General features: G+C 36.4%; 23 protein-coding genes and 1 pseudogene. 12 read left to right on the top strand and 12 right to left on the bottom strand.

Annotation, left to right across the window (positions count from 1 at the left end; genetic code table 11):
* Nucleotide 1: 1 nt before the first annotated feature.
* The 4 genes and pseudogenes from ND855_RS01515 (at nucleotide 2) to ND855_RS01500 (ending at nucleotide 3,589) form a co-directional block, all read left to right on the top strand.
* The gene (locus ND855_RS01515) at nucleotides 2-616 is read left to right on the top strand and encodes a MotA/TolQ/ExbB proton channel family protein (protein WP_100728043.1); all 615 of its coding nucleotides are present in this window, start codon (nucleotides 2-4) and stop codon (nucleotides 614-616) included.
* A 2-nt stretch (nucleotides 617-618) separates the two neighbouring features.
* Nucleotides 619-1,020 carry an ExbD/TolR family protein gene (locus tag ND855_RS01510; protein WP_100728042.1) on the top strand — a complete coding sequence of 134 codons (402 nt, stop codon included), beginning with the start codon at nucleotides 619-621 and terminating at the stop codon, nucleotides 1,018-1,020.
* A 170-nt stretch (nucleotides 1,021-1,190) separates the two neighbouring features.
* Nucleotides 1,191-1,670: pseudogene (locus ND855_RS01505) on the top strand (energy transducer TonB); the annotation flags it as partial.
* 5 nt (nucleotides 1,671-1,675) lie between these two features.
* Entirely contained in the window at nucleotides 1,676-3,589 is a 1,914-nt protein-coding gene (locus tag ND855_RS01500) for a sensor histidine kinase (protein WP_265356875.1), read from the top strand.
* Here the strand turns inward: ND855_RS01500 and ND855_RS01495 are convergent.
* The 11 genes from ND855_RS01495 to ND855_RS01445 all read right to left on the bottom strand — a co-directional run bounded on the left by ND855_RS01495 (nucleotide 3,567) and on the right by ND855_RS01445 (nucleotide 16,692).
* Entirely contained in the window at nucleotides 3,567-4,142 is a 576-nt protein-coding gene (locus ND855_RS01495) for an SCO family protein (protein WP_265356874.1), read from the bottom strand. The two genes, ND855_RS01500 and ND855_RS01495, sit on opposite strands and share 23 nt — an antisense overlap.
* The gene (locus ND855_RS01490) at nucleotides 4,124-5,185 is read right to left on the bottom strand and encodes a multicopper oxidase domain-containing protein (RefSeq protein ID WP_265356873.1); all 1,062 of its coding nucleotides are present in this window, start codon (nucleotides 5,183-5,185) and stop codon (nucleotides 4,124-4,126) included. Before ND855_RS01490 ends, ND855_RS01495 begins: the two co-directional genes overlap by 19 nt.
* Nucleotides 5,186-5,201: 16 nt before the next feature.
* Entirely contained in the window at nucleotides 5,202-5,513 is a 312-nt protein-coding gene (locus ND855_RS01485; RefSeq protein ID WP_265356872.1) for a PLDc N-terminal domain-containing protein, read from the bottom strand.
* A 12-nt stretch (nucleotides 5,514-5,525) separates the two neighbouring features.
* Complete coding sequence (locus ND855_RS01480) at nucleotides 5,526-7,499, bottom strand: right-handed parallel beta-helix repeat-containing protein (protein ID WP_265356871.1); 1,974 nt, start codon at nucleotides 7,497-7,499, stop codon at nucleotides 5,526-5,528.
* A 76-nt stretch (nucleotides 7,500-7,575) separates the two neighbouring features.
* Nucleotides 7,576-8,202 (bottom strand): TetR/AcrR family transcriptional regulator, encoded by a 627-nt coding sequence (locus ND855_RS01475; RefSeq protein WP_265356870.1) that lies wholly within the window; start codon nucleotides 8,200-8,202, stop codon nucleotides 7,576-7,578.
* Complete coding sequence (locus ND855_RS01470) at nucleotides 8,199-10,145, bottom strand: ABC transporter permease (RefSeq protein ID WP_265356869.1); 1,947 nt, start codon at nucleotides 10,143-10,145, stop codon at nucleotides 8,199-8,201. Before ND855_RS01470 ends, ND855_RS01475 begins: the two co-directional genes overlap by 4 nt.
* Before the next feature lie 3 nt (nucleotides 10,146-10,148).
* Nucleotides 10,149-11,096, bottom strand: coding sequence for an efflux RND transporter periplasmic adaptor subunit (locus ND855_RS01465; RefSeq protein ID WP_265356868.1), 948 nt, complete (start codon nucleotides 11,094-11,096; stop codon nucleotides 10,149-10,151).
* Nucleotides 11,086-12,441 (bottom strand): TolC family protein, encoded by a 1,356-nt coding sequence (locus ND855_RS01460; RefSeq protein ID WP_265356867.1) that lies wholly within the window; start codon nucleotides 12,439-12,441, stop codon nucleotides 11,086-11,088. The genes ND855_RS01465 and ND855_RS01460 overlap by 11 nt, the downstream gene beginning before the upstream one ends.
* Nucleotides 12,442-12,526: 85 nt before the next feature.
* Nucleotides 12,527-13,369 (bottom strand): TPM domain-containing protein, encoded by an 843-nt coding sequence (locus tag ND855_RS01455; RefSeq protein ID WP_265356866.1) that lies wholly within the window; start codon nucleotides 13,367-13,369, stop codon nucleotides 12,527-12,529.
* A gap of 129 nt (nucleotides 13,370-13,498) precedes the next feature.
* Nucleotides 13,499-15,106 carry a SulP family inorganic anion transporter gene (locus ND855_RS01450; RefSeq protein WP_265356865.1) on the bottom strand — a complete coding sequence of 536 codons (1,608 nt, stop codon included), beginning with the start codon at nucleotides 15,104-15,106 and terminating at the stop codon, nucleotides 13,499-13,501.
* A gap of 14 nt (nucleotides 15,107-15,120) precedes the next feature.
* Complete coding sequence (locus ND855_RS01445; protein ID WP_265356864.1) at nucleotides 15,121-16,692, bottom strand: AraC family transcriptional regulator; 1,572 nt, start codon at nucleotides 16,690-16,692, stop codon at nucleotides 15,121-15,123.
* A 143-nt stretch (nucleotides 16,693-16,835) separates the two neighbouring features.
* Here ND855_RS01445 and ND855_RS01440 point away from each other — a divergent pair, with 143 nt between their 5' ends.
* The 3 genes from ND855_RS01440 to ND855_RS01430 are packed head-to-tail and all read left to right on the top strand — an operon-like array spanning nucleotide 16,836 to nucleotide 20,373.
* On the top strand, nucleotides 16,836-17,810 hold the full coding sequence (locus ND855_RS01440; RefSeq protein ID WP_108961017.1) for a sodium-dependent bicarbonate transport family permease: 975 nt from the start codon (nucleotides 16,836-16,838) through the stop codon (nucleotides 17,808-17,810).
* A gap of 43 nt (nucleotides 17,811-17,853) precedes the next feature.
* Nucleotides 17,854-19,689, top strand: coding sequence for an alginate export family protein (locus ND855_RS01435; RefSeq protein WP_265356863.1), 1,836 nt, complete (start codon nucleotides 17,854-17,856; stop codon nucleotides 19,687-19,689).
* Between the two features lie 60 nt (nucleotides 19,690-19,749).
* The gene (locus ND855_RS01430; RefSeq protein ID WP_108960707.1) at nucleotides 19,750-20,373 is read left to right on the top strand and encodes a TetR/AcrR family transcriptional regulator; all 624 of its coding nucleotides are present in this window, start codon (nucleotides 19,750-19,752) and stop codon (nucleotides 20,371-20,373) included.
* Here ND855_RS01430 and ND855_RS01425 read toward each other — a convergent pair.
* Nucleotides 20,370-21,131 carry a lysophospholipid acyltransferase family protein gene (locus tag ND855_RS01425; protein ID WP_265356862.1) on the bottom strand — a complete coding sequence of 254 codons (762 nt, stop codon included), beginning with the start codon at nucleotides 21,129-21,131 and terminating at the stop codon, nucleotides 20,370-20,372. The genes ND855_RS01430 and ND855_RS01425 overlap by 4 nt on opposite strands.
* Nucleotides 21,132-21,594: 463 nt before the next feature.
* Between ND855_RS01425 and ND855_RS01420 the strand changes: the two genes are divergently transcribed.
* The 5 genes from ND855_RS01420 to ND855_RS01400 all read left to right on the top strand — a co-directional run bounded on the left by ND855_RS01420 (nucleotide 21,595) and on the right by ND855_RS01400 (nucleotide 24,962).
* On the top strand, nucleotides 21,595-22,227 hold the full coding sequence (locus ND855_RS01420) for a hypothetical protein (RefSeq protein WP_265356861.1): 633 nt from the start codon (nucleotides 21,595-21,597) through the stop codon (nucleotides 22,225-22,227).
* Between the two features lie 40 nt (nucleotides 22,228-22,267).
* The gene (locus ND855_RS01415; protein ID WP_265356860.1) at nucleotides 22,268-23,116 is read left to right on the top strand and encodes an LIC_13355 family lipoprotein; all 849 of its coding nucleotides are present in this window, start codon (nucleotides 22,268-22,270) and stop codon (nucleotides 23,114-23,116) included.
* 135 nt (nucleotides 23,117-23,251) lie between these two features.
* On the top strand, nucleotides 23,252-24,031 hold the full coding sequence (locus ND855_RS01410; protein WP_246834646.1) for a class I SAM-dependent methyltransferase: 780 nt from the start codon (nucleotides 23,252-23,254) through the stop codon (nucleotides 24,029-24,031).
* A 12-nt stretch (nucleotides 24,032-24,043) separates the two neighbouring features.
* Nucleotides 24,044-24,601 (top strand): slr1658 superfamily regulator, encoded by a 558-nt coding sequence (locus ND855_RS01405; RefSeq protein WP_108960702.1) that lies wholly within the window; start codon nucleotides 24,044-24,046, stop codon nucleotides 24,599-24,601.
* 13 nt (nucleotides 24,602-24,614) lie between these two features.
* Nucleotides 24,615-24,962 carry a slr1659 superfamily regulator gene (locus tag ND855_RS01400; protein WP_100725912.1) on the top strand — a complete coding sequence of 116 codons (348 nt, stop codon included), beginning with the start codon at nucleotides 24,615-24,617 and terminating at the stop codon, nucleotides 24,960-24,962.
* The last annotated feature ends 6 nt before the right edge of the window (nucleotides 24,963-24,968 follow it).

Raw genomic sequence — 24,968 nt, 5'->3', positions numbered from 1 at the left:
CATGCAGGAATATGTAGAATTAGGTGAAGAATTAGTTTTTGTTGCTATGGGAGTAGCAAGCGTTATCGCACTTGCTGTGTTTGCCGAAAGACTTATTTACTATAAAAAAACTTTAGGTAAAAAGAACGAAGCATACTTATCTGAAGTTAGAAACTCACTCCAAGAAGAACCTGAAATTCATTGGAAAACGGATGCGGGAGAAGAATCAATTTACAACCGATTCATTCAATTTGCATTAAAACAATTAAAACTCGGACGTAAAGGTCTAGATGAAAGCCTAGAAGGACAAATTTTATCTGAGAAATTAGAGTTAGAAAAACGATTACCAATTTTAAACACGTTAGGAAATAACGCTCCCTTTATCGGACTTTTAGGAACTGTCCTTGGTGTCATCAAAGCATTCTATGGGTTAGGGACACTGGGTAGCTCTGGTGCAGAGGTTGTGATGCGTTCTATCTCAACTGCACTCCTTGCAACGGCTGCTGGTCTTGCTGTGGCGATTCCTGTGGTAATGGCAAATAATTACTTTTCCAGAAAAGCAAAGGTGATTTTGCAAAACCTTGAAATTTTGAAAAAAGAACTACTCTCTTATCAAATGAATAAGACAAAGGTATAATTATGGCTGGAGCATCAGGACCACAAGACGAAGAAATCGGAAGTATCAACATCACTCCCATGGTGGACGTGATTTTAGTACTTCTCGTAATTTTTATGGTAACAGCAAACTTCTTAAAAAAAGAAAGTTTAAATATTAATTTACCAAAAGTGCAAGCTGCTGATCCAAACGTAGCGGAATCAGTTCAAGTAGCAATAACCAAAACAGGTGCTATTCTGTTAGAAGGAAAGGACACTGACATTACAGGCCTTGTTCGAAACCTAGAAAGAGAAGCCAAAATAAGACCTAACATGCGTTTGACGTTATCTGCTGATGAAAGTTTGCCTTATGGAAAAATTACGGAGCTGATGGGAATCATCCGAAAAGCCGGAGTGACAAAAATTGCCCTCAGTGTAAAAAAATGAATCGGTTTGTTGAACTCTTAGTAAAGTTCAAATCTTCTATCAAACAAAATAGGGAACGTGTATTTCATATCTGTTTGGCTGGAAGTTTATTCATACATACTGCAACTTATGCAGGATACCGAATTAGCCAACTCAGAGGGGATGAAGTTGTAGAAGATTCTGCCTTTGAAGATGTAGATGTAAATTTTGAAGAAATTCCTCCAGAATTAATTGGAGGCACATCTTCACCTGCTCCTATTGAAAAACAAGAATGGGTAGAGGGAAGTAACAAAGATAAGGCGGATGAACCAGACAATTCTGATATCAATCCAAATCAATTATCTGGGAATGGCACTGACAAAGATGGTTATTTGTTTTCGTTTAATGGAGACAAAATGCCGACCGCAATCATCGACTTTGATTTAAAGGAATACTTTCCACCACAAGCAAAAGCAGCGAACATAATGGAAAAACAAGTAGTACTACTTGTCCAAGTTAATGAAGACGGAAGTTTACAATCTGCAAAAATTGTTTCTGGAAGAGCTGGGTACGGTTTTGATGAAGCTGCTTTAAAACTGATTAAGAGAGTCCGATTTAGCCCAGGATATGTGCAAGGCCAACCAAAAAAAATGGCCCATCGTTTGCCGATCACTTTCTCACTCGAAGACTAACCTAAATGGGAATTACAGTAGGCAAATTTTTAGAAAAACCATATCTATCAATTTGCTTATTGTTTTTAATTACGTCTGTTTCTATTACTTCGTATGTTTATTCTCTTTTAAAACCAAAAGACAATTCAATTTCAGAATATTATTTATCCCAAAATGCTGACTATTTTGTAGGAGATATTCCTGCAGATGATTCTGGTAAAATTGACTTTCAAAAAATGCATAAAGTGTATTGGTTATCCACATCTGGTTGGATCAATGATGAGGAATTCAAACGAATTACAGATTCAGAATACATTTGGCTAAGATCCAAAGCATTTTCAACCTTTGAAAATGAAGATCTACACTTCTTACTGGAACATGCAGGATTAAATATTGAAATTTTTAATGAATTTGGTGATTCCATTTTTAAATATGGAGAATTTGCGGATTCAAATTACTTACCAAACATTTTCCAATCGAAATTTTCATGGGTAAAAATTCCAAAAGATAAATCAGAATATTATTATTTACGATTATTTCACAAAAAGGGAATTTTATTTTCCATCACCATAATTGACAATCTAATCGGAAAACAAACTGCTCTTTACCGAGAAATCGCATTAAAAAATTTAACCACCATTTTTTTCCATTCGTTTTTTATGATGATAGGCATCATATGTGCACTAGTCTATTTTATTGAATTCAAAAAACAATATAACATACTCTTAGATTTTTCTTCTTTTTCACTATGTTTTGGAATTTTAGGACTAACTTCAAACGAATTTATACGTTACTTATTTACCAATACCCAAACATTATACGTTTTATCTGTTATTTCTTCCAACTTTGTATTTATACCAATGTTATCTGGTGTTAGAAGATTGTTTGGAAGTGGATCTTTCAAAGTGTTAGATTACCTAATCTACATTGATGTTTTTATTTGTTCACTAACAACTATACTAGTATTTTCTCTTCCATTCTCTGATATTTCTCATTCATTTCTCATCAGCACTCGCAGTTTTTTTATCATATTCAATTTGATCAATATCTTGGGACCGATTTTGATCACGTATGAAGCTTGGAAAAAAGGAAGTAAGGAAGCACTTGGTCACTTCATTGGTTTTAGTATTACTTTATTTCTAGTGATTTTAGAAATATTTTTAGCAATCAAATACAATGATACTTCGCCATCTGGAATCGTATTTTGGGGTGTGTTGTTTGGAGTGATCTCACAAGGATTTGCTTTGGAGAGAACTTTGTTTAATGATAGGCAAAAAGCCTTACTCTATAAAGAAGATTTACTGAAAGCCGAAAAAACTCTCAAAGAAAGTCAGTTAAAAACATTACAAACAAAAATGAATCCACATTATTTGTTTAATTCACTGAATACAATTCATGCATTACATAAAATCAAACCAGAGCTAATTGGTGATGCGATCATGAGCCTTGCCAATAATTACCGTTTTATTTCTGACAGAACGGATAGAGATTGGATTCCATTCGAAGAGGAATGGAATTTTTTAGAAGACTACTTACATTTACAAAAACTGAGATTTTATGACACAATTCAAATAGACTTTAAAAAAACTGGTGATTTTTCTTCCGTTATTTTACCTCCTTTGTTATTACAACCTATCATTGAAAATTCATTTAAACATGGATTTAGAAGTTCGTCGGCTGTACAATTCCAATTATTCATTCATGCAAAGATGATCAAAGATTCAGTGTTTAGTTTTGTTGTCTATGATAATGGAACAGGAATATCAGATGATTTATTATCAGACAAACAAAAGTTAATGAGTCGCTCTTTAGGAAACATCAAAGAAAGGCTCAAAAATCTTTACACTGACTTTAGCTTTGAAATTACAAAAAATTATCCAGAAGGAACAAGAACAGAAATCGAAATCATATTAACTTCTAAAGTTCAGATATCTTCCTAAGTTCTGTTGCAAGTGCATTTCCAGAAACCCCACCTGGAAATGTTTTGATGGTTTGCTGATTTTGATCCAATACATAAATAAAATTGGAGTGATCAATCCTGTAAGAATTTCCTTCTCCAACCTTTTCTTTCACAATTCCAAATATTTTTGTCAAAGTCTCTAAACTTTCAACGTTCGGAGAGAGTGCAGTTAAATTTTTACTGGGAAAGTTTTTTACATACTTTTCTAAAGTAGCCGGAGAGTCTCTTTCAGGATCTAACGTAATAAACACAAATTGAAACTCTTTAGCACGTTCCCCCAATATCAACGAGGCCCTACCAAAATTTGTTAATGTTAGTGGGCACATATCTGGACAATGTGAAAATCCAAAGTATAATACCGATTTTTTTTCAGACCAAAATTGTGGGTTTAAACTGTGACCATCGGGAAGAACAAATCCTAACCGATTCCATACTTCCTGATTCAGTACATTTTTTGATTGGCATCCGAAACTAACGAAAAAAATAAAAATAAAACAGATCAGTCTAATCATAATTAAACGGCTACGATCCAACCCATTCCTCCATTTTCAGCCATATGCGTTTGATGAGGATGAAACATGTACCGACCCTTCTTCTTAAGCACAAATTCGATCACAACTCGTTCCGTCTGTCCTATTGTTACCACATCAGAACGACCATCAGGAATTGTAGATCCTAAACTTCTGATGATATCAAAGGTTTGTGCATGCAAATGGAAAGTCATCACGGGTTCTCTTTCCATCATATTCTGTATATAAAATCGAACTCGTTCCCCGACAGGAACTTTCATAGGATATCGATCATAAATCCCAGCGATTCCATTCCAAGTATAAAAATCATTCTTACCTTGGCCTTTAGTATCCCATCCAGAAAATGTTAATACAAATTCATGAGCTGGTTTTCGTTTGATTGGAGGATCAACTAATAAAGCACCATACAAACCTTTGGCGGTATGTACCATGAGTGGTGGCACATGGCAATGGTATGGATGTAATCCAACTGGACCTGCTTCAATGGTGTAGGTTCGTTCTCCAAAAGCAGGAATTGGTTCCCAACCATCTTCCATTGGATCATGAGTTCCATGAAAGTGAAGTGAGTGTGGATCAGGACTTGAATTTTTTACATGGATTCGTAAATTATCCCCTAAATTGGCTCGTAAGATTGGGCCTGGAACAATTCCATCAAATGTCCATGCTTGGTAATTTACATTATGGGCAATATTAACACTCAATGGAAAAAGATTTAGATTAAAATCCTTTGTTTTATTCTTACCATTACTATAGTTAGGTGGAAAGTAAAAACGTTCCGTATAATCTTCTTTGATAAAAAAAGGAGGGTGTGCCATACTCCCGTATGTATTTGTTCCTCGTAAACTACCTGCGACACCAATGGAGTTTTGATAATTATCACTGACACTCGGAGTAGTTACGATCCCAAAATTTGTAGAAGCAGATGGATCAGAAGGTGCACATAACTCATTGGATTTTTTAGAGTTAAAGCCAATGGAACCAAAAATTGATCCCACAAAACCCATTACACCAAATCCAATTGTAGTTAAAAAACTTTTCCGATCCATTGTCTTCAATCCTACTTTAAATGTGAGAGATTAAACTTAATGCCCAAACAATTACAAATACTGCCAGTCCACCACCTACCGCAATCTGTTTGAATTTTTTCTCATATTCTGTATCGATAAAGAGTAAATACAAAGCAGGACCAATTACGGGAACAACCAAAATCACAAGTGACCAAATCACTTGTTTGATTGTTGTCATATCCTTTTGTTTCGATAAACCAAACAAAGCAAGAGGAGCCCAAACCATTGTTAAAACGAATGGCAAGTAATACGCATACGATCCGATAAAATATGTCCAAAAACCTGGATTTGCAAAATTTGTTTCCATAAAAAACTCCTATTAAGTTATAGACGGTTCCGTCACCGCAGTCATCGCATAACCAGCGTAAGCTAGTATAGTTAAAAACAATAGAATTCCACCAAACACGACAGTATTTCTGACAACCGGCGAAATTTTTGAATCTTTGGAGAATAAATAAACCAACGATCCAATAAAAGGTAAAAGTAGTATCAACCAAAAGTATTTATCTACTTTGGCACCAACAATGGAATATCTGTCTAACATAGCAAGACCTGTCCACGCTGCAAAAATTGCAAATGGCAGTAGGTAACCCATGATGTGAAAGTACCATGTTTTAAGAGTTCCAGGAAAGTGAACTCTCCATCCTGAAGTATACATCTTGTTAGTCTGTGCTTCAAAATCTTTTTGATCTATCTTAGGTAACTCTGCTGTATCAATGAGTCCCTTATTGGTTTCAAAAACATCATGAGCAGGAACAACTTTTGCCAATAATTCTTTTGGCATATTGGATTGTGCAGGTGGAATTGGTTGGTTTTTATATGAACCTAATACAAATTCCTTTAAGTTTGCTTGTACAAACAAAGCAAGAAGCCCAATACTAGAAGACATATCACCTATATGTGGGTAACGAATTCCTGAACATGATTGTAAAGATTCCAAAAATGGAGGACTTGATACTCCATAAGAATTTCCTTCAAAACAATTTCCAACATTTACAGGACCACTAAGTGCAATGTCTCCTCGACCTGAATGGTAAACTTGATTATTTCTAACAATATTATTATTAGAAATCCAAATGTTTTCATCAATGTTCATCGTAACAAGAATTCCATAATTGTTATGATTAAACACTAAATTACCTTCGACAACATTTTCCAATGCACCAAGCAGTGCGATTCCATTCCCTATGGAAGGATATTCCAATTTTTTAGAAGGTGCATTTGCATTATTGTTATCATAAACTATATTTTTCTTCACAACCATTTGTTTTTGTGGAGGTAATAATTCACGATCCAATGTGTTCGGACCAATCCCTAACTGGTTTTTTCGCCAAATGGAAGACAAAAGATAGATATTACCACTTGAATTTGTTCCTGAATATCCTAAGGCATTATTCTCAGAAATTACATCGTTTATGATCGCATTACACGGATTACATTGACCGATATAAAAACCTGAGTCGGGAGATCCAGATGCAAAGGAATGTTCAATTAGCCCATCAACCGAATCAAATGCATATACACCATAATCACCATTATTGTATGCTGTAATATAAGATCCTCTATATCCTTTTACTCCAGTCCAATACACTCCATTGAGTGTAGCATTTCTAGTTGTGATATTTTCAACCGCAACACCATCAGCTCCAACAACCATAATGCCATTACCTCGAAGGAATTCACCATCGATGATGGTTAGGTTTCTATCTTCTCCTCGAATAGTGATGGATGGTGTCGTTACAGTGACTTCTTCTTTATATATTCCATTAGCTACTAAAACCAAATCTCCGGGAGATGCAGCATCAACAGCGTTTTGAATTGTTTTATACTGAGAAGGAACCTTTCTTGTCACACCTGTCCATGTTTTTGAAATTTTTGATTTTGAGGTATTTGCCTGTGGATTATAACTTGCATTACCTATGACAGCAACACCCGTCATCCCAATTTTTCCATCAGGAGATGCATGGAAGGAACAAAAATATGGGAACACACCCTCTTCTGGAAAAAACACATCTGTATGTGCACCGCGAAACATTGCTAAGTTGCCAAAACTGGTTTCAGTCGACCAATCTTTATTAATGGAGATAGCGTTGTGAGGATTATTTCCTTCGTTCACGAAACGAATTTTCCCACCCTTGAAGGTGCGAATCACTGGAGGATGAAAGGCATTGTCCATCATCGTCACATGAACAAAAGCCGAGTTTGCCGGATCTTCCGAATTGCAAAAATTCAAACCGAAGGTTAAGAACATTGCCATTAAGATCCCTATCAATATCTTTTTGGTTTTTTCCATAGTTATTCCCGAAACATGAGGAAGTCCTCACATTTGGAGAATTTTAGAATTGTGTTAAAACTTTGTCAATGTTAAATCATTGAAAAGTGGAAAAATATACTAAAAGTAAGGTTTTGAGTTCCGCCAAAACTTGTTTTTTCTCAGAAGGTTTTTTCGTTCGATGGACAATTTTGATAACAGAATCAACTGCCTCAACGATCATGAGTGAGATATAAAACGAACGTTTTTTGTTCACTTTTGGAAACATTACCAAAATCACTTTTTCGGCTAAGGATTTTGCAAATCTCTCGTTACTTTCAATATCTAGATGTAATAAGGCTTCATTCGTGTATAAAATCGAATGAATCAACCGATATCCTTTCACTTCATTTAATGTTTGTTCAAATGCAAACAATGTGAAATCTACAAATTCAGGAGTGAACTTTTTGATCCTCTTTAATTCTTTGGTAACTTTTTCAAAGAATAAATCATGCATAATTAAATACGAATTCTCAGCATGTGAATATATAATGGATTCTTTGTTTGGAAAAAATTGATAGATCGAACCAACTGATATGCCACTTTTTTCTGCAATCAAATCCGTAGTTAAATCATCATAACCAACCTCACCTAATAGTTGTATAGCCGTATCAACGATTTTCTGGTATCGTTCTTTGGAACGTTTTTGTTGAGGGATTTTTCTTGGGTTGATGACAGTATTCATTCAGATCTTAATGCAACGATAGGACTCAGCTTAGCTGCATATTCAGAAGGCCACCAACCGAATAAAATTCCTATCGTTATAGAGAATAAAAAGGCAAAACCAATTGAAGGAAAGGATAAAACAATTGTCCAACCAAAAGATTCCTGCAAAAAATACACTGTAAAAATCCCAAAAACTAAACCGACAAATCCTCCTGTCAGACTTGTTAAAGTTGATTCAATTAAAAATTGAATGCGAATATCAGATTCTCTTGCTCCCAATGCTTTTCTTAAACCAATCTCCTTTGTCCTTTCTTTTACAGAAACTAACATAATATTCATGATACCAATTCCCCCAACTAATAAAGAAACTGTAGCCAGAGCAATGAGCAAGGCAGACATCGTCTGATTGGTTTCAGAAACTGCTGATTGGATATCGGCCATACTCATAACTTGGTAGATATTTCCCATCGATTCGTTCGTTCCATGCCTTTCATGTAAAAAACTTTTAATCTGAGATATAAAATTTTCAGAAGATTCATTTTGATCCAATTCCATCTCTAAATTGTCAACGGCATCTTTGTTTAACAATCGTCGCATGGCTGTGTTTAGTGGAACCAATACAACATCATCTTGGTCACGAAAACCAGTAGAACCTTTTTCAGGCAATTGACCTATAACTCGAAATGATACTCGATTGATCTTTAAGTAAGTTCCAACAGGATTTTTGCCTTCGTATAATTCCCTGACTACCGTGTTCCCTACCAAACAAACAAGGCTCCGTTTGTTATCTTCGTCTTCGGTAAAAAATCTTCCTTCTGTTGGTTCTAAATTTCTAAGTGACTCATAGTTCGCACTGGCACCGGTTACAAAACTATTCCAATTTCGATTTCCAAAAACTAGTTGGGCTCTTCCATTTACCACGGCAGAAATTTGTTTCACTTCTGGAAATTTTTTAGAAACAGCTGAAACGTCGTATATATCCAAACGATTCACAGTCCCTGCTTCGAGAGAAACTCCTCCACTTCTCATTCCACCTGTTCTAACAATAACTAAATTTGCACCTAACGAAGAAAATTGTTCTTCAACAGACTTTTTAGCTCCCTCACCCAAAGCCATTACGGAAATGACACAAACGACTCCAAATAAAATTCCCAATGCTGATAAAAAGGTACGCAGGCGATTGGATGTGAGTGAAAATAAAGACTGTTTCAATAGACCATTAACCAAACTCCAACCCGTTTTCCGTCTCATAAAATTCTGATTCGATGTCGGAACCATTTTTGATTTTCTTTTTATCTCTTCATTTGTAATTTTCCCATCACTTACATGGATGATACGATCACAATAATCTGCCATCTCAGGTTCATGAGTGACCATTACGATCGTTTTACCCTCCTCATGAAGCCGTATGAGTTCCATCATAATTTCAATTTTGCTTTTGGAATCCAAATTTCCTGTTGGTTCATCTGCAAAGATGATGGGTGGATCGTTGATTAGTGCTCTGGCAATTGCAACCCTTTGTTGTTGACCGCCTGATAATTCGTTAGGTGTATGAAAAATTCTATTTTGTAAGCCAACTTTTGTTAACTGAATTTCTCCAACTTGAATTGGATTTGGAATTTCTGTGTAAAGAGAAGGCAAACAAACATTTTGGAGTGCATTTGATTTAGACAATAGATGAAATTGTTGGAAAACAAAACCAATCAAACTTCCACGTATATCGGAAAGGACATTGGAAGATTCTTTTTCAACATTTTTCCCAAACAAACGGTATGAGCCACTGTCTGCAAGATCAAGTAAACCCATTACTTGTAATAATGTCGATTTACCAGATCCAGACGGACCCATAATCGCTACGAATTCACCTTGTTTGATCTCTAAATTGATATGATTCAAAACAGAAAATTGTGAATTTCCAATTTTGTAAGATTTCGATAGATTTTTAATATCTATTGCTAACAAATGTTATCTCTTTGGAACTTTTGGAGATGAGAAAGGACCACCACTTGCATTGGATTTTTTTGACTCTTGTATTTTTTTCTTACGGTAAACCAGGTCACCTTCCACTAACCCTGATAATATGGAAGTATTCTGGTCATCAGAATTTCCAATGGTTACATTCGTTTCTTGCAATGAATCCTCTATTTTTAGTAAGATCATTCCATTTTTTTTATTTCTTTTCACATAATCATTTGGAATTAACAATACATCTTTTTCTTCGGAAATAATAAAATCGACAGTAATCGACATACCACTTCGCAGAAAATCTGGAATGGAAAATAATTCCAAATCAACATTATACATCGTAACATTATTTTCAATCACAGCTTCATAACCAATGTGTTTTACTTTAGCACGAATAGGTTCATTGGAAAATGAATCTACGAGGATAATGGCAATTTGCCCAATCTTAATTTTTGATAAATCGGTTTCGTCTACTTTTGCTTGTACCATCAAATTATCAGACAAAACAAATAATATATCTTGTTGTGTCACAGTTTGCCCAGTACTTATATTGGAAGCGATCACCAAACCTCGTAATGGTGAAATTACTGGAGTTGGTTTGTAAAAATCTTCCCATTTTTTCAGTTCATCATTACCTTTAGCTCTAGCTGCGTCCAATAATGCGGCTCTTTCGGTTGAGCTCATCCAGACTAGGATTTTTCCCTTGCCTACATGTTCTCCTTCCTCTGCATGTATGGATTCAATCCTTCCTGCAATGGGTGGTTTGACTTCTAATCGATTTTTAGGAATTGCAGTACCTGTTGCCCGAACAGTAACAATCAAATCACCTCGAGTCACACTCGTGGATTCAATTTTGAATTCTTGTTTTGATTTACCAGTTCCAAATGTGAAATACAATACCGCGCATACAATTAAAACAAAAAGTGAAACATAAAGTTTAATTTTCATCAAAACACTTTCCTAAATTACGTAGATATGTTGCTTCAGCTAGCCCAAGATCTCTTTTACCGATTAACAAATTTTTTTCCCGATTGATTAGATCATTCTCTATGATATCCCAATTTTCAAAACTGATCAGTCCATTGGAATATTGTGCCCTTGCGATTGTTGCCCTTGTATCGGAAGCCTTATAAAATTCGGTTAATACCAATAGTTGTTCGGAAGCATTTATAAAATTTAAATACGATTGCTCTATAGAAAAGGTGAGTAAATTCTTTTTTGAATCTCTAGTGTGAATTGATTTTTCATATTCAGATTTTGCAATTTTTACATTATAATAGTCTCTACCACCATTAAACAATGGATAGGTCAAATTGATTCCAAAACTATAATTTCTTGGTTTTGGTAACCAAACATCATCTTGTCTTGTCACTGTTGCACTTAGATTGAGGTCTGGATAAAAGCCAGCTTCAGCGATTCCTATATTTGCTTGGGCAGCTCGAACTTTTGATTGTTCTGCCATAATAGAAGGATGGGCATCAAGTAAATTCGACTTCTCTTTTTCGGAAATTTTAATTTCGACTATTGGTTCAGACATGAGTGGAACGTCCAAGGATACTTCAACTGGTGTCGCAATGATTCGTTCGATTTCTTTCCAATTGGTCTGGAATAGCCTTTCTGCAAATGAAACTTCATATTCAGATTGTTTTACAAAAGATTCACTCAACAAAAAACTTCCTTTGTGTTCCCTACCTACTTCATATCGAAGTTTAACCAAGTCTCTATTTTTAATGCGCCTTTCTTTGATTTTTAAGGATAATTGGTAAAGTTCCTTTGCATACAATGTTTGTGAGTAAGCAGACTTTAATTCAAAACATATTTTTAGTCTAGAATCATTTAATGTTTGTTTTGCTGCTTGTAATAATGCTTCTGTTTTTTCAATTCCACTTTTATCGCGAAATCCTGAAAAAAGATTTTGATTTGTGCTAAGTCCAACAGAATATCGGTTGATTGCAGTAGGCCTCGATTCGCCTGCATTTGTTTGTTGGGTTTGTGTGTTATTACTATTCGCTCCACCACTGATCAAAGGGTCATTGACGGTTCCAGATCCACTAAAGTTAGCTGATGATTGCCTGGCAGAGGCTAAAACATTGACTGTGGGAAGATAACCTGCATAACTCTTTTCATTTTCATAAAAAGCTTTTTCATAATCTGCCTTTACCGATAAATAATCGGGATTAAACTGCACTGCTTTTTGCCAAAGATCTTTTAGTTGGATCGGTTTTGTGACCTGCGCTGAAATAACAAAACTGAATGCCAAACCAAAAGATAAATAATACCAAACAAACTTCACTATATACTAAACCCATTTATGATGGAAAAAGTTCCCATCGGTATGAAAAAATCTTCAGTGAAATGGATTTTTTTAACAATTTGAACTACCAACTGCCAGAACTTCCACCACCACCAAAACTCCCTCCTCCCCCGCTAAACCCACCAGAACTACCTCCACTTGACCATCCACTGCTACTTCCACCTCGAGAACTACTTGCGAAACTACTATTTCGCATTCGTTTTCTTCCATGCGGTGTCAAAAGGTGATAAAGTTTATAAAGTCCAACTCCTATTGCGTATGTAAGGAAAACAATAGCTCCGATATTTGCTCCATGAATTGCAGTTGGAAAAATACTCCAAAATGGAAACAAAAAGAAATAGATAAACCAACCAACATAAGGAGCGTTAGCTGCAAAGTAAGTAAATACTCCGAGAATACTTACTACAAAAATCGATACGAAAATTTTTAATCCAATTGGCATCTCAGGACCTTCAGGAGCTATTTCACCCAAAAAAGAAAGAGGTCCAAGATGAGAAAAGTCTTCCTTTTCAGGTATGGTGTATTCTCCTTCAATTGATTTCAAGATTGCATTTACTCCATTTTGTATCCCAATATCATATTCTCCTTTTTTGAAAGAAGGTTTGATTTCATTCTCTATGATGTGATGGCACAAAACATCCGTTAAAACACCTTCTAATCCATAACCAACTTCGATCCTTAGTTTTCTATCTTCAATGGCAACAAGGAGTAACACTCCGTTATCCTTTCCTTTTTGCCCAAGTTTCCAAGTTTCGGCAACTTTTAGAGAGTACTCTTCCAAATTTTCTCCTTCTAAAGAAGGTGTAACAAAAACAACAATTTGATTGGATGTTTTCTTTTCATGGTCTCTTAGTTGTTTTTCAAGTGCAGAAATATAGTCTGAATGGAGTGTCCAAGTTTCATCCATGACTCTAGATTTTAACCGAGGGACATCCTTTGAAAAAAGGAAGATAGGCAGAACCAAAAGGAAAAAAACCAATAACCTTTGCATAAAAGGAGATTGGTTTAGGAAAAAAAAGTTACAAGAATTTTTTTACTACTTATGAACTCGTGTGGCACCGTAATAAGCCGAAATTGGTTTTAAATCTTCAAATCCAATCAAATTCACTTGCCCACCACGTTCTTCATAATCACGTTTAAAACTCTGCAAAAATTCAATAGCTGAAAAACCAATCATCTTCACATTTTCATCAAATTTTACATCAATCCTTTCGCCGAATGATATTTTCCGAAGAAGTAGTTTTAAAGATATCATATTGGAAAACAGAAGAGCATGTTTCACATACAAAGTATGCATCTTATTGTTTGATTCAATTTTAATATCAGCAATGAAAATATAACGAAACTTCACTCCAAAATACATTTGGATTAAAATTGCTGTAATGATCCCGCATAAAACACCAACTAACAGGTCTTCTACAATTGTAATCACTACAGTTACCAAAAAGATGACAATTTGGTCCCAACCTTTTTTATATGTTTCTTTAAAAACATGAGGTGATGCCAATTTTAATCCAACCATGATTAAAATACCGGCAAGTGATGCTAATGGGATTCTATGAATGAAGCCAGGAAGCAGCAGAATGAATAATAATAAAAACAAACCATGAAAAAAATTGGACCATCTAGTTTTGGCACCATTTTCAATGTTTGCAGAAGATCTTACCACTTCAGCGATAATGGGTAATCCACCAATCCATCCTAAAAAAAAGTTTCCAATTCCTTTTGCGACAAGTTCTTGGTCCATATTTGATTTTCTTCGGTAAGGATCCGTATTATCAACTGCGGTTGCTGTCAGTAAAGATTCTATACTTGCTATCAAAGCAATCGTCACTACCATCACCCAAAAGTTTCCATCTCTCCAACGAGAAAAGTTTGGAAAACTCAAACTTTCATAAATGTGATTAGGCAAATTTACTAATTTTTCAGGGCCAATTTGGTATGTTTGATTCAATAAAGTATAAGAATGTTCATCTGCTAAATCAAAAACAAAACCTAAAATAATTCCAACTAACACTGCAACTAACGGAGCAGGAAGTTTTTTAAAATATGGATTTTGAATTTTTGTAAGAAGTGATATGATCACAATCGCAGAAATACCAATCATAGCTACTTCAGGATTCAAATGCACAAAACTTGAAGGGATCTCTAATAGAAGACCTAAAATAGTTTTGGCATTTGGTGAAATTCCAAGAGCAACATAAAACTGTTTTGAAATGATGATGATTCCGATGGCAGCCATCATTCCATGTACAACAGAGATCGGGAAATAAATTGTGAGATTCCCCGCCTTTAAGATTCCCAAAAGTACCTGAATCAATCCTGCAAAAACAATTGCTGCCAAAGTGATCTCAAATCCCAATTTGGCATCTCCACCACCCATAACAAAAATCGAATTTAATACAACAGCAATGAGTCCAGCAGCAGGTCCATTGATTGTAAGATGAGAACCACTCATAAAAGAGACAAAGAGACCACCTACAATTCCGGAAAAAATTCCTGCCATTGGTGGTGCACCAGAGGCGAGAGAAATTCCTAAACAAAGTGGGAGCGCAATGAGAAAGACAACAAATCCGGACACAATGTCCGATCGCCAGTTTTCTTTTAGTCCAGGTAACCAATCTTTTGGTTTATCTTTGTTCATGCGAGAGTTCCTAATTAAGATTTATCTTTTTTATGATGAGACGAAGACTTTCTGAATTGATTGGGATTTACTCCGCATTGTTTTTTAAATTCCAAATAAAATGCGGATCTCGAACCAAAACCCGCCAGTTTTCCAACTGTAGCGACGTTTAATTCTGGTTTTTCGATTAGAATTTTTTTTGCTTCTTTTATTTTGTATAAGTTTAAGAGTGTTGGAAAATTAAATTGATACTCAATATTAATCAACTCGCTTAATTGGTGATAGGTTAGGCCCAGACGGCCTGCTATCATCTCTTCATTACAGTCGACATCCAGAAAAATTTTGTCTGATTCTAATAATGATTCTAATTTTGTTTTAAATTCTTTCGTATCAATTTTATTCGTGAAAGTTCGAAATCTTGTTTTTGTTTTATCACGTTTTTCATAATTTCTTAAAAATAAAAAACTACCAGCTGTCAAGAAGGGTAAGTAAAACACAGCAGCATAAATGAAAAAAGCTTGGTATGGATAAAAATCAAAATGGAATAATGTTTTTAGAAAGACTAAAAACAAAAAGAAAGCCCAACCTAAAAAATAACTTTTTTCTTCATCAATTTGGTTTGTGAAGAGCATCATATGGGTACTTCGTAAAAAATAAGCAGCGGACCCAAAGATGGTGAGTAAGATAAAAATTCTATAGTCATACATTCTTGGAAAAATGGGAACAAGAAGGTATAAAATTCCAGAGATAGCAAACAACCAAAAGAAAATTGGATGTTTTAAACTTTCGTTTGTGAATTTAACAAAACTGTAAAGATACAAAAAGAATACAAAGTGATTAATCGATAACAATAAGTAGTATGAGTGTGTGAAAAGATTGTTTCCGTTCCCTAATAGGGAGGACAATTCCTTTCCGTGGACTGAATAAACTAAAAAGAAAAACAATAAAAAATGAAAAAGAATCAGAAGGTATATTTTTTCTTTGGATTTAATGAATTCAGAAATTGCCCAACCAGTAGAAACAATCCCAACCATCAAAAAAAACAAAAAGGTTAAAAATCGAAAGAGTACGATGAAACGATAACTTGAATTGGATACTGTTCGAATGGGAAAATTTAGATTCTCATTGGATACCAGGAATAGATAAAAATCACGGGTTTCCTTTGCGTTTAAGGAAACATTAAAATGTGGGAAAGGAGACAAAAGTCCATGCCAATTTTCCCAAACATAACCATTGTATGTATTGGAAAATTCCCCTTTTTGGTTTTCCGAACAGATTTCAGCAGTGGGAATGTTGATCCATTGGATGAGAATGCTAAAATCGGAAGCCGTATCCATTTGGTTTTTCAATTGAAAATGGAGCCATTGACCATTTAGCGCCCGTTTGCTTCTCAATGAATCCTCAGATTCATTTTGGATCCAAAACATTTGTTTTAAAGTTTGGATTGAGTTTTTGGTACAGGAAGTAGGCAATTCACCTTTTACAGGTGCCAAAAATTCTACCGCATGACTGATATTTGTTCCGTAAAACGCTTCCGGTTTCCATAAACACCCTTCCATTCCTAGTAGAATGACTAAGGAGAAATAAACCCGAAAAAGAATGCGCATGGATTTCACCAATGTGCAAATAAATCATAAGCAAGAAAGCGAATTCAAGGTTGATGAATTTCGAATTGAAAGTATTTTTTGTCCAGTTTTATGATATTGGACAAATTGGGTGTCTAAAATCATGGAGAAAAAGAGGGACAAAAATGGATTTGCACAACGCTCTGAATAATATTTTAAACCCACCCGTACTATTTTTCTTTTTAGGAATGGGTGTTGTATTCTTTAAATCGGATCTCCGCATAACAGAAGGAGTATCAAAATTTCTCTCATTGTACTTGTTGTTCTCCATTGGTTTTAAAGGTGGTCATGAATTATTTAAATCACCTTTCGCTGAAGAACACTTACTCACACTCATAGCATGTATGTTTATGGCATGTTTTGTTCCCGTGTATTCATACTTCATCTTTCGATTGAAGTTAGACCATGCCAATTCTGCAGCACTTGCTGGAAGTTTCGGTTCTATTAGTGCAGTAACCTTTGTAACAGCGGGAGCTTTTTTACACAGTTACGGATTTGAATACCAAGGATTCATTGTTGCTGGAATGGCTCTTATGGAATCACCTGCCATTGTCATCGCTGTTATCATCGATCGCCTCGGTAAGAAAAAACAAAATGGAAATCCCTCTGAAAAAATCCAATGGAAACAATTGTTACATGAAGCTTTTTTTAGTTCATCTGTTTATATCTTAATTGGTGCTCTAATCGTAGGTTATCTATCAGGTGAGTCTGGATGGAATACAACAAAACCATTTACAGAAGATATCTTTAAAGGACTTCTTACATTTTTCCTTTTGGACAAAGGGATTGATGCCGCTAAACAAATGCGTGAGTTAAAAAAAGTTGGTTTTTTCTTAGTTGGATCAACTGTCATCATTATGTTTATCAATGTTGTGATTGCGATCTTTTTGACAAAAATCATTCAGATGCCAATTGGTGATGCATTAATGTTCGTTGTGCTATGTGCATCTGCTTCTTATATTGCTGTTCCTGCTGCGATGAAAGATTCAATTCCGGAAGCAAGTCCTAGTATATACTTAACTGTTGCTTTATCGATTGTTTTCCCAATCAATATCATCATCGGAATACCAGTTTATTTTTATTTATTGAAAGGATTATAAGAAAGAGTTAAATTCACCAAACAAATCGTTAGGAGAGATCAAAATGTGTCTGCCCCAAAATAGAGTTATCTTATTTTGTTTCATTTTGGTCTTTTCTAATGGTTTCCTTCTCTCAGAACCCGTAGAAGAAAAAACTCCCGAAATCCAATCAGAATCAAAACCATATGTTTCTCCTATGAAAGAGAAAGGATTGGATCCTGAATTCAATCGACATATGTTTGTGGAACCAACCTTATCGAAACATTCTGCAAATTCTTCCCAATTTTGGTTGAATGATGTTTTACGATTTGGATTGTACCTTCGCCCGCGCCAAGAGAGCCGTTATAATTTAGATTTTAATGCTTCTGACAAAGGTTATGTCGACCGAACCCTACAAACCTCATCTTTGTACTTTCTATTTGATCCAAGTCCGTATGTCCAAGCCAAGGTGACTTTACAAGATGCAAGAGTTTGGGGTGGAGAGTCTCCAGCGTCGACTGGTGACATTCGAGCCAATTTTTTCAATAATACTGCAGACGTTTATTCCCGTAACCAAACAAATGCAGTCTCAGTCAACCAAACGAGCGTTAGAGAGGCATTTGTAATAATCAACAAATTACCTTTTCAATCCAAATTCCAAGTGGGAAGACAAATTTGGGCTTATGGAGACCAAAGATTGATTGGTGGTGGTAACTGGACAGTGAATGGTTTATCCTTTGATGGTGCCAGACTCATGTTTCAATTTGAAAATGCCAAAATCCATTTTTTAATGGCTAGACCCTATTGGACACAAAGTGGACCCAATGGGGTTGTCTCTGCCAATGATCCAAAACTCAATTCAGCGGCAAATGGAACCGACACAACACTATTAGGAACTTATAATAGTTATACGATTCCTGACTGGGTGACATTCGATTTTTATAGTATAGGTATTGTTCGAAAATGGAAAAAAAATAATACAAATGTTATCACTGGTCTGCCTGAAACTTCTCCAGACGACCCCTTGGCATCAAATCGTAGCCGCCAAAACCAAAATCTGATCACAACTGGATTTCGAATCACAAATCGTACAAAAGGAAATTTTTTGCCAGAAGGTAAGTCTTGGGACTTTACTTGGGAATCAGCATTCCAATCAGGAACTTCTGGACGCAGAATCCAAGATCCTTACTTAAAAGAATACCTTCCAAATGAATGGGATAATACCAGAACCGAAAGAGAAAAATATACAGGACAAATGCACGTTTTCCAAACTGGATACACATTCTTTAGGAAACTAAGATTAGGTGGGCAAGTTTTATTTGCCTCCGGAGATAAAAATAGATCCGATGCCTCCGTCTCCACCTTCCAAATGCTTGCAAATCCAAGATTTGGAGTGATTCCTTATTTTAATAACGTGGCAGGAATTTCAGAAAATATCAATGCTCAAAATTTATATTCTAAATCTGTGAGTGTAACTTACACAACAGAAGGGTATGGAGAATTCCAAATCACCTATTTCCAAAATGATAAGGCTGAAAAACAAGATGCATGGTATGCAATCAGTGGTGCACCAAACTCTTCTTCTACGATTGGTGAAAAAAATCCAACCCCAGTGTCGTTTGAAAAAGGGAGTACAGAAAATTTCTCCAATCAATCGTATACTTCTCCCTATGCTTTAGGCAAACGAATTTACACAGAAGTGGATTTGACTTGGCACGGACAAATGAATGATTTTGTCTCACTTTGGTTAGGTGTAGGTTATCTGGAAGCTGGTGATGCGGTTAAAAATTACAGAAATAGCAAAATCCAATACAATCGCACCACCCAGTCCTTTGAATGGAACCAAAACTATTTACAGGGAAAAAACCAACTCGCAAGAGAAGCCTACATGGTCTATGCCCAGATCAATGCTGCATTTTAGGAAAAACGTTCGATTTTTCGCTGGATTATCATAGCATGGAAGCAAAACTGAGATTCGTCCATGTTGGAAGCCCACCACAAACAAAGAAGGATTCGCAATAGCCTCTCTCGCGAGGAAATTAGAGATGTATCCCTCCTCATTTTAAAAGAAGAAGGACTCGATGGGCTTTCCATGCGTAAAATTGCGAACCGGCTCGGTTGTAGCGTTGCAAGCCCCTATTCTTATTATGAAAGCCAAATTGACCTTGTCCAAGATTTGATCCGAACGGGAGAGGATGAGCTTCTCTCCATGTTAAAAAAAGCGAGTGCTGATGTCAAAACGGGATCTGCCTTTGACCAATTGGCCGCGATTGCACGTGCTTATTTCCATTTTGCCAGTAACAACCGAGAACTCCACAAAGTGATGTTTGTTACCGACTATGGTGGAGTTCATAGAAAGGCATTCCCTCAACTTCCCAAAAGTTATCGGTTTTTTTTAGAAACAGTTAGAATTGGTTTTGATTCTGGCGAGATTCCATACCCCAAAAACGAATACCCTGCCATTGCAAGGTTGATGTGGAGTTGGATGTATGGAGTAATCGTTTTGGATATGACAGGTATGCTCCGAAAAAGAAAAGGAGCAGGGAATCCGATTGAAGAAGGAATTTCCTACTTTCAGAAACTACTTAGCAAAAAACCAACCTAGCCAATGCTAGGTGATACTTCCATACCTTCTTCATCAGTGTCCAAAACATTTTGGACGACTTCTGTCTGAATGATTTGATTTTTTCCAACTTGGTTGAGTCTGATCAATTCCGTTTTGATAAATGCCATTGTTTCATTATTATCATTCACTTGCCAGACAGGATTTCCAACAGTTAACCGAATTGGTTTGTTTAAGTTGTATGCATCTAAATACAAAGGAACAATTGGCAAATTGTAACGTTTACTCAATACCACCATTCCTGGAAATAATTTTCGAGACTTACGAAATCCTCGGTACCAAGATCCTTCAGGAAAAATTCCAATTCCCAAATTCCCTTTTTTAATCCTTCTTTGGAAATCTTTGATTGTCACTGGGTCCGATTCATTTCGGTTTAAGGGGATTAAGTCGATTGATTTAACAATCCCTTTGACAATTTGTTCTTTTCGTTTGAGCCATTTTGACTTTCTGCCTTTCTTCCCCATTCCTGAATCATAACTTGTTAACGCAGTTGTATAAATTCCATATCGTTTGAGAACTCCACGAATGACAAATGCATCGTAAGGCATTGTGATGATTTTTAAAAATTTATTTCGTGGTTTGATATGATTTGAAATCAGAATCATAGATTTGCCGTTTAACTGGCGCAAAATGAAGTCGTTCTGAATTTCTACTTTTTTGTTTCCGTATTTTAATCTCATGGGTTTCACCACAATCCACATCAATACAAAACCAATAGACCTTCCGACATAATAAAACATATCTTTTCCTCTTAATTGGTATGTGTCTAAAATTCCTATTTGGTTGCAAAAGATTCACAAAATCTTTGGCTACAATTTGAATACATTTCTGTTTCAAATTGTACGAGGTTTGTTAGTAGAAATCCTGGATTTAAAAATTTGACAATCCTTGCCTTCACAAAAACCTGGAAAATACCTTCAGGGAGGAAACAGGTGTAAATCCTGTGCTGACCCGCAACTGTAATCCAAACAACTGTTTGGTGAGCCAGATCTTCCCCGTAAAGAATTCCTCGCGGAAATGGAACTTTACACACTGAATCCAAATGCCCACCATTTGGAGGATAGGGGCCCCGAAGGCATCGGGGCACCCGAAACAAGATTTACAAGGATAACTTTTCTATTTGGAGATTCACTCCAAAGGAATCACTCATTGTCTTTCATTGCCAAGGAGTTCCCTAAACTTTTAAAAATTTAGGAAACGTTTATGAAACGAACACACTTACAAACAACAGTCTTAATCGGACTACTCTTCTCTTTTTCCTTTTGCCAAATGGAAAAACAAGTTCCGGAATCTGAATCACAAACAAATCTTTTGGTTGGACTACTTGCAGGAAGTGCTTTATCAACTTCGTTTTTATTAGAATACAATGGACAATGGAACGCTGGTTATACGTATGATGCAAACAAACAAGTGACACAAGCTTCCTTAACAGGAAGGCTCATCATCGCAACAAATCCTGATGGTTCCGGTAGTATCATTTCAGGGTTTGAAAAAAACTCTGATTACTTTGGTGGTGGGGATACAACCTATCGCATTTTATCCTTCGACAAATCCACACGTAGAATGTATTACCAAAATACACCAGGAGGAAATAACTTTTCCAATTCCACTTTTGGTAGAATCGATTATACTCCAGTGACTACCACTGGTTGTGAACTAGGTGCCTCCAAATGTTTTTATTTTTGTGAAGCAGTTTCTGGTAAAACGACACTTGCAGAAGTGCAAGCAAGCACAGTAACAAGTAATGCAACGAATTTTGCATCCAATGGTTGTGGTGGTTTTACATTCAGCCGATCACTTTCTAGAACCCAAAACTCAACTTGGACTGGACTTTAAACAGATTTTTTTTTACACTGGAATAGACACCACAACCAAGATGAAAACTAAACTAATTCATTTCCTTCTCATTTTCTCCTGTTTGTGGACTTTCCATTGCAAACCTTCTCAGTCGTCCTCATCGGAGGAGACTCTTGCGGCACTCATTCCTTTACTTGGTGCAAGTGCCAATGCTTCTGTTTGTCCTAAATCAACACTCCCTTCCGACATTTTCCTTGCCAATACAGTGGTCAGTGCCTCCGCCAATGTATCTGGATTTTCTGATCCGAAAAAAGCCATCAATGGTGTTTGTGGTGCAGGAGAACTGGTTGGGTCACTCGATGTGTATGCTTTGGAGACCACTGGAGCCGGCGCTTCGATGGTCCTCAGTTGGGGTGGTCGGATTGTAAAAAACGTACAGGACAACGACTTCATTGTGTATGACAATAGCTTTCGGATCTCGGGGGAAACCAATACCTATGCTATGGATCCCTCTGTGATCCAAGTCTCCCTAGATGGAACCAAATACTGCGGTTTTAATCCAAGTTATACGGAAGGAAATATCAACCTGATTGCCAGCTGGACAAAGTTTGGTGGCTTAAGACCAGTGTATTACAATATGACCACCAATCCCTTGTCAAACGAGGATTTATTCAGTGACGTTGGAAGTGGCTTTTTATTGGGTGGTGGGGACGGATTTGATTTGAATGATTTAGATCCAAATGATCCAAACGATGTGAATTGTGATACAACTGCAGCCAATGATATCAAATCGAATGGATTTAAATTCATAAAAATCACATCTGCAAGTAACGTAGTCAACCCAGCAACCAGTTCCAATTTCCCTTGGCCACCAGGTAGTTATAATGGAAGTGATATCGATGGAGTGGTTGCACGCGAAGTCCAGTGATCCACACACCATTATGTCAGATGGGTTCATAGTTCTGAACCAATTGTAAAAAACAGTTCAAAATAGTTCGTATTTCAGTTGACCAATTTGGAAAAAGAGTTCTTTTTTTAGAACCACTCCTCTGGCGTATTCACTTTGAGCGAAAACCTATATACACAAAAAATATCCATTCAGGATGAGATGCCCAGGTTATCGGCACAGGCCAACCTCCTGAAGCTCCTGCTTGAGCCATATTTAGATTCCATCGAATATGAAAAAGAAGTGGGAACGGCTCTGGATGCGGGAGCAGGTCCAGGGGTACTCACCAGTTTTCTCATGAAGAAAAATCCAAACCTCAAATGGTCTGCTTGTGACATCTCCGAGGATATGGTCCAATATTGTAAGTTGGTGTATCCAAAAGTAGACTGGAAGGTCTCGGATGTTCGTTCATTGGATTACCCAGACAATCATTTTGATTTTATTTTTAATTCGATGGTGCTCATCCACATCAAAGAACCAGAAAAAGCTCTAAAGGAATTCTACCGAGTGCTAAAACCAGGTGGAAAGGTTCTCATCCATTGTCCAAATGACAAAACCTTCACAGGCCCACAGGTACTTTTGGATATGGTAGCCAAACATGCAACCATCCATCCAGCCGACAGGTTTGTGATGGAAAAAATTCCCGGAATGATGGAATCTTTGGGGTTCCAATTGAAACACCGAACAGACTTCATTGCGTCCAATGATGGCAATGATGACAAACCAACAGTCGATTACCCAAAAATTCATTTGGGAATGATGACAGGATGGTCTATGATGTCTTTTATGGGACATCCAGAAGGGATGCAGGATTTATATTCCAAATTACAATCCGAATACATGTCCAATCGTGTGAAATTCACGATCAAATTAGAAACACATTTGTACCAAAAATAAACGGAGGCAAAATTGAACCAAAAGGCACCCATCATCATCGGTGAATACCACATCATTCCAGAGAATTTGCCTGCGGATGGCCAACTGAGATTGGTATTCCAACCGATCGATATGACCACCTATTGGCGCCGATGTGGTCTCACAGCCAATTTCGTTGCGGGATTTTATTCGTATTGTTACGAAGCAAGTGAAACCAAAGCCAATTCACTTTCCACGATCATCAATGAACTTTTAGAAAATGCTTCTAAATTCTCTAAAGCAAGAGAAGGTAGAATCAATGTAGAATTAAAACAATATGGAAATCTTTTAAGAATTGATGTTTTAAATGTGGCGTCAAAAACCTTAAGAGATAGTTTTGAGCTTTTTGTGAACAAACTCATATCAGAAAACGTGGAGGAGATGTATTTTTCTACACTCGAAACCAAAGAAGATGGAGATACCAAGTCTGGACTTGGTCTTCTCATGATGTTAAAAGACTATCCGGTTCGTTTTGGTTATAGTTTCACTGAGATCGATGCCGATACTCATGAAATCACGGTAAGAGCAATTATCAACGTAGAAGAGATATAATAGGCGAAGCTTCATGGAAATCAAAGACTTAGATTACAATATTCAATACGACGAAGCCACTAAGACTGTCAAATTCACTGGATCCATCCGCTTGCAGAACTTACCCGCTTATGAACCTATTAAATTATTTTTAAGAGATGTTGCCAAACAATGCCAAGGGGCACTACTCACGATGGACTTTCGTGAACTTCAATTTGTGAACAGTTCGGGGATCACTACCCTTTCCATGTTCATTATTGATTCTAGAAAAAGTGCTACTTACCAAATCAAAATCCAAGGATCCCTCAATGTTTCTTGGCAGTCAAAATCTCTCTCTAACTTCAAAAAACTTTGGGACCAAGTGGTTTTGGAAATTTCCTAAACCACT

Source organism: Leptospira paudalimensis (genome assembly GCF_026151345.1).
GTDB lineage: Bacteria > Spirochaetota > Leptospiria > Leptospirales > Leptospiraceae > Leptospira_A > Leptospira_A paudalimensis.
This window is presented reverse-complemented; position numbering and strand designations above follow the sequence as displayed.

What these genes read in the sequence shown, in the direction of transcription:
- ND855_RS01515 (WP_100728043.1), top strand. Translation starts at nt 2, where the DNA reads ATGCAGGAATATGTAGAATTAGGTGAAGAATTAGTTTTTGTTGCTATG.
- ND855_RS01510 (WP_100728042.1), top strand. Translation starts at nt 619, where the DNA reads ATGGCTGGAGCATCAGGACCACAAGACGAAGAAATCGGAAGTATCAAC.
- ND855_RS01500 (WP_265356875.1), top strand. Translation starts at nt 1,676, where the DNA reads ATGGGAATTACAGTAGGCAAATTTTTAGAAAAACCATATCTATCAATT.
- ND855_RS01490 (WP_265356873.1), bottom strand. Translation starts at nt 5,185, where the DNA reads ATGGATCGGAAAAGTTTTTTAACTACAATTGGATTTGGTGTAATGGGT.
- ND855_RS01485 (WP_265356872.1), bottom strand. Translation starts at nt 5,513, where the DNA reads ATGGAAACAAATTTTGCAAATCCAGGTTTTTGGACATATTTTATCGGA.
- ND855_RS01480 (WP_265356871.1), bottom strand. Translation starts at nt 7,499, where the DNA reads ATGGAAAAAACCAAAAAGATATTGATAGGGATCTTAATGGCAATGTTC.
- ND855_RS01475 (WP_265356870.1), bottom strand. Translation starts at nt 8,202, where the DNA reads ATGAATACTGTCATCAACCCAAGAAAAATCCCTCAACAAAAACGTTCC.
- ND855_RS01465 (WP_265356868.1), bottom strand. Translation starts at nt 11,096, where the DNA reads ATGAAAATTAAACTTTATGTTTCACTTTTTGTTTTAATTGTATGCGCG.
- ND855_RS01455 (WP_265356866.1), bottom strand. Translation starts at nt 13,369, where the DNA reads ATGGATGAAACTTGGACACTCCATTCAGACTATATTTCTGCACTTGAA.
- ND855_RS01450 (WP_265356865.1), bottom strand. Translation starts at nt 15,106, where the DNA reads ATGAACAAAGATAAACCAAAAGATTGGTTACCTGGACTAAAAGAAAAC.
- ND855_RS01445 (WP_265356864.1), bottom strand. Translation starts at nt 16,692, where the DNA reads ATGCGCATTCTTTTTCGGGTTTATTTCTCCTTAGTCATTCTACTAGGA.
- ND855_RS01440 (WP_108961017.1), top strand. Translation starts at nt 16,836, where the DNA reads ATGGATTTGCACAACGCTCTGAATAATATTTTAAACCCACCCGTACTA.
- ND855_RS01435 (WP_265356863.1), top strand. Translation starts at nt 17,854, where the DNA reads ATGTGTCTGCCCCAAAATAGAGTTATCTTATTTTGTTTCATTTTGGTC.
- ND855_RS01430 (WP_108960707.1), top strand. Translation starts at nt 19,750, where the DNA reads ATGTTGGAAGCCCACCACAAACAAAGAAGGATTCGCAATAGCCTCTCT.
- ND855_RS01425 (WP_265356862.1), bottom strand. Translation starts at nt 21,131, where the DNA reads ATGTTTTATTATGTCGGAAGGTCTATTGGTTTTGTATTGATGTGGATT.
- ND855_RS01420 (WP_265356861.1), top strand. Translation starts at nt 21,595, where the DNA reads ATGAAACGAACACACTTACAAACAACAGTCTTAATCGGACTACTCTTC.
- ND855_RS01415 (WP_265356860.1), top strand. Translation starts at nt 22,268, where the DNA reads ATGAAAACTAAACTAATTCATTTCCTTCTCATTTTCTCCTGTTTGTGG.
- ND855_RS01400 (WP_100725912.1), top strand. Translation starts at nt 24,615, where the DNA reads ATGGAAATCAAAGACTTAGATTACAATATTCAATACGACGAAGCCACT.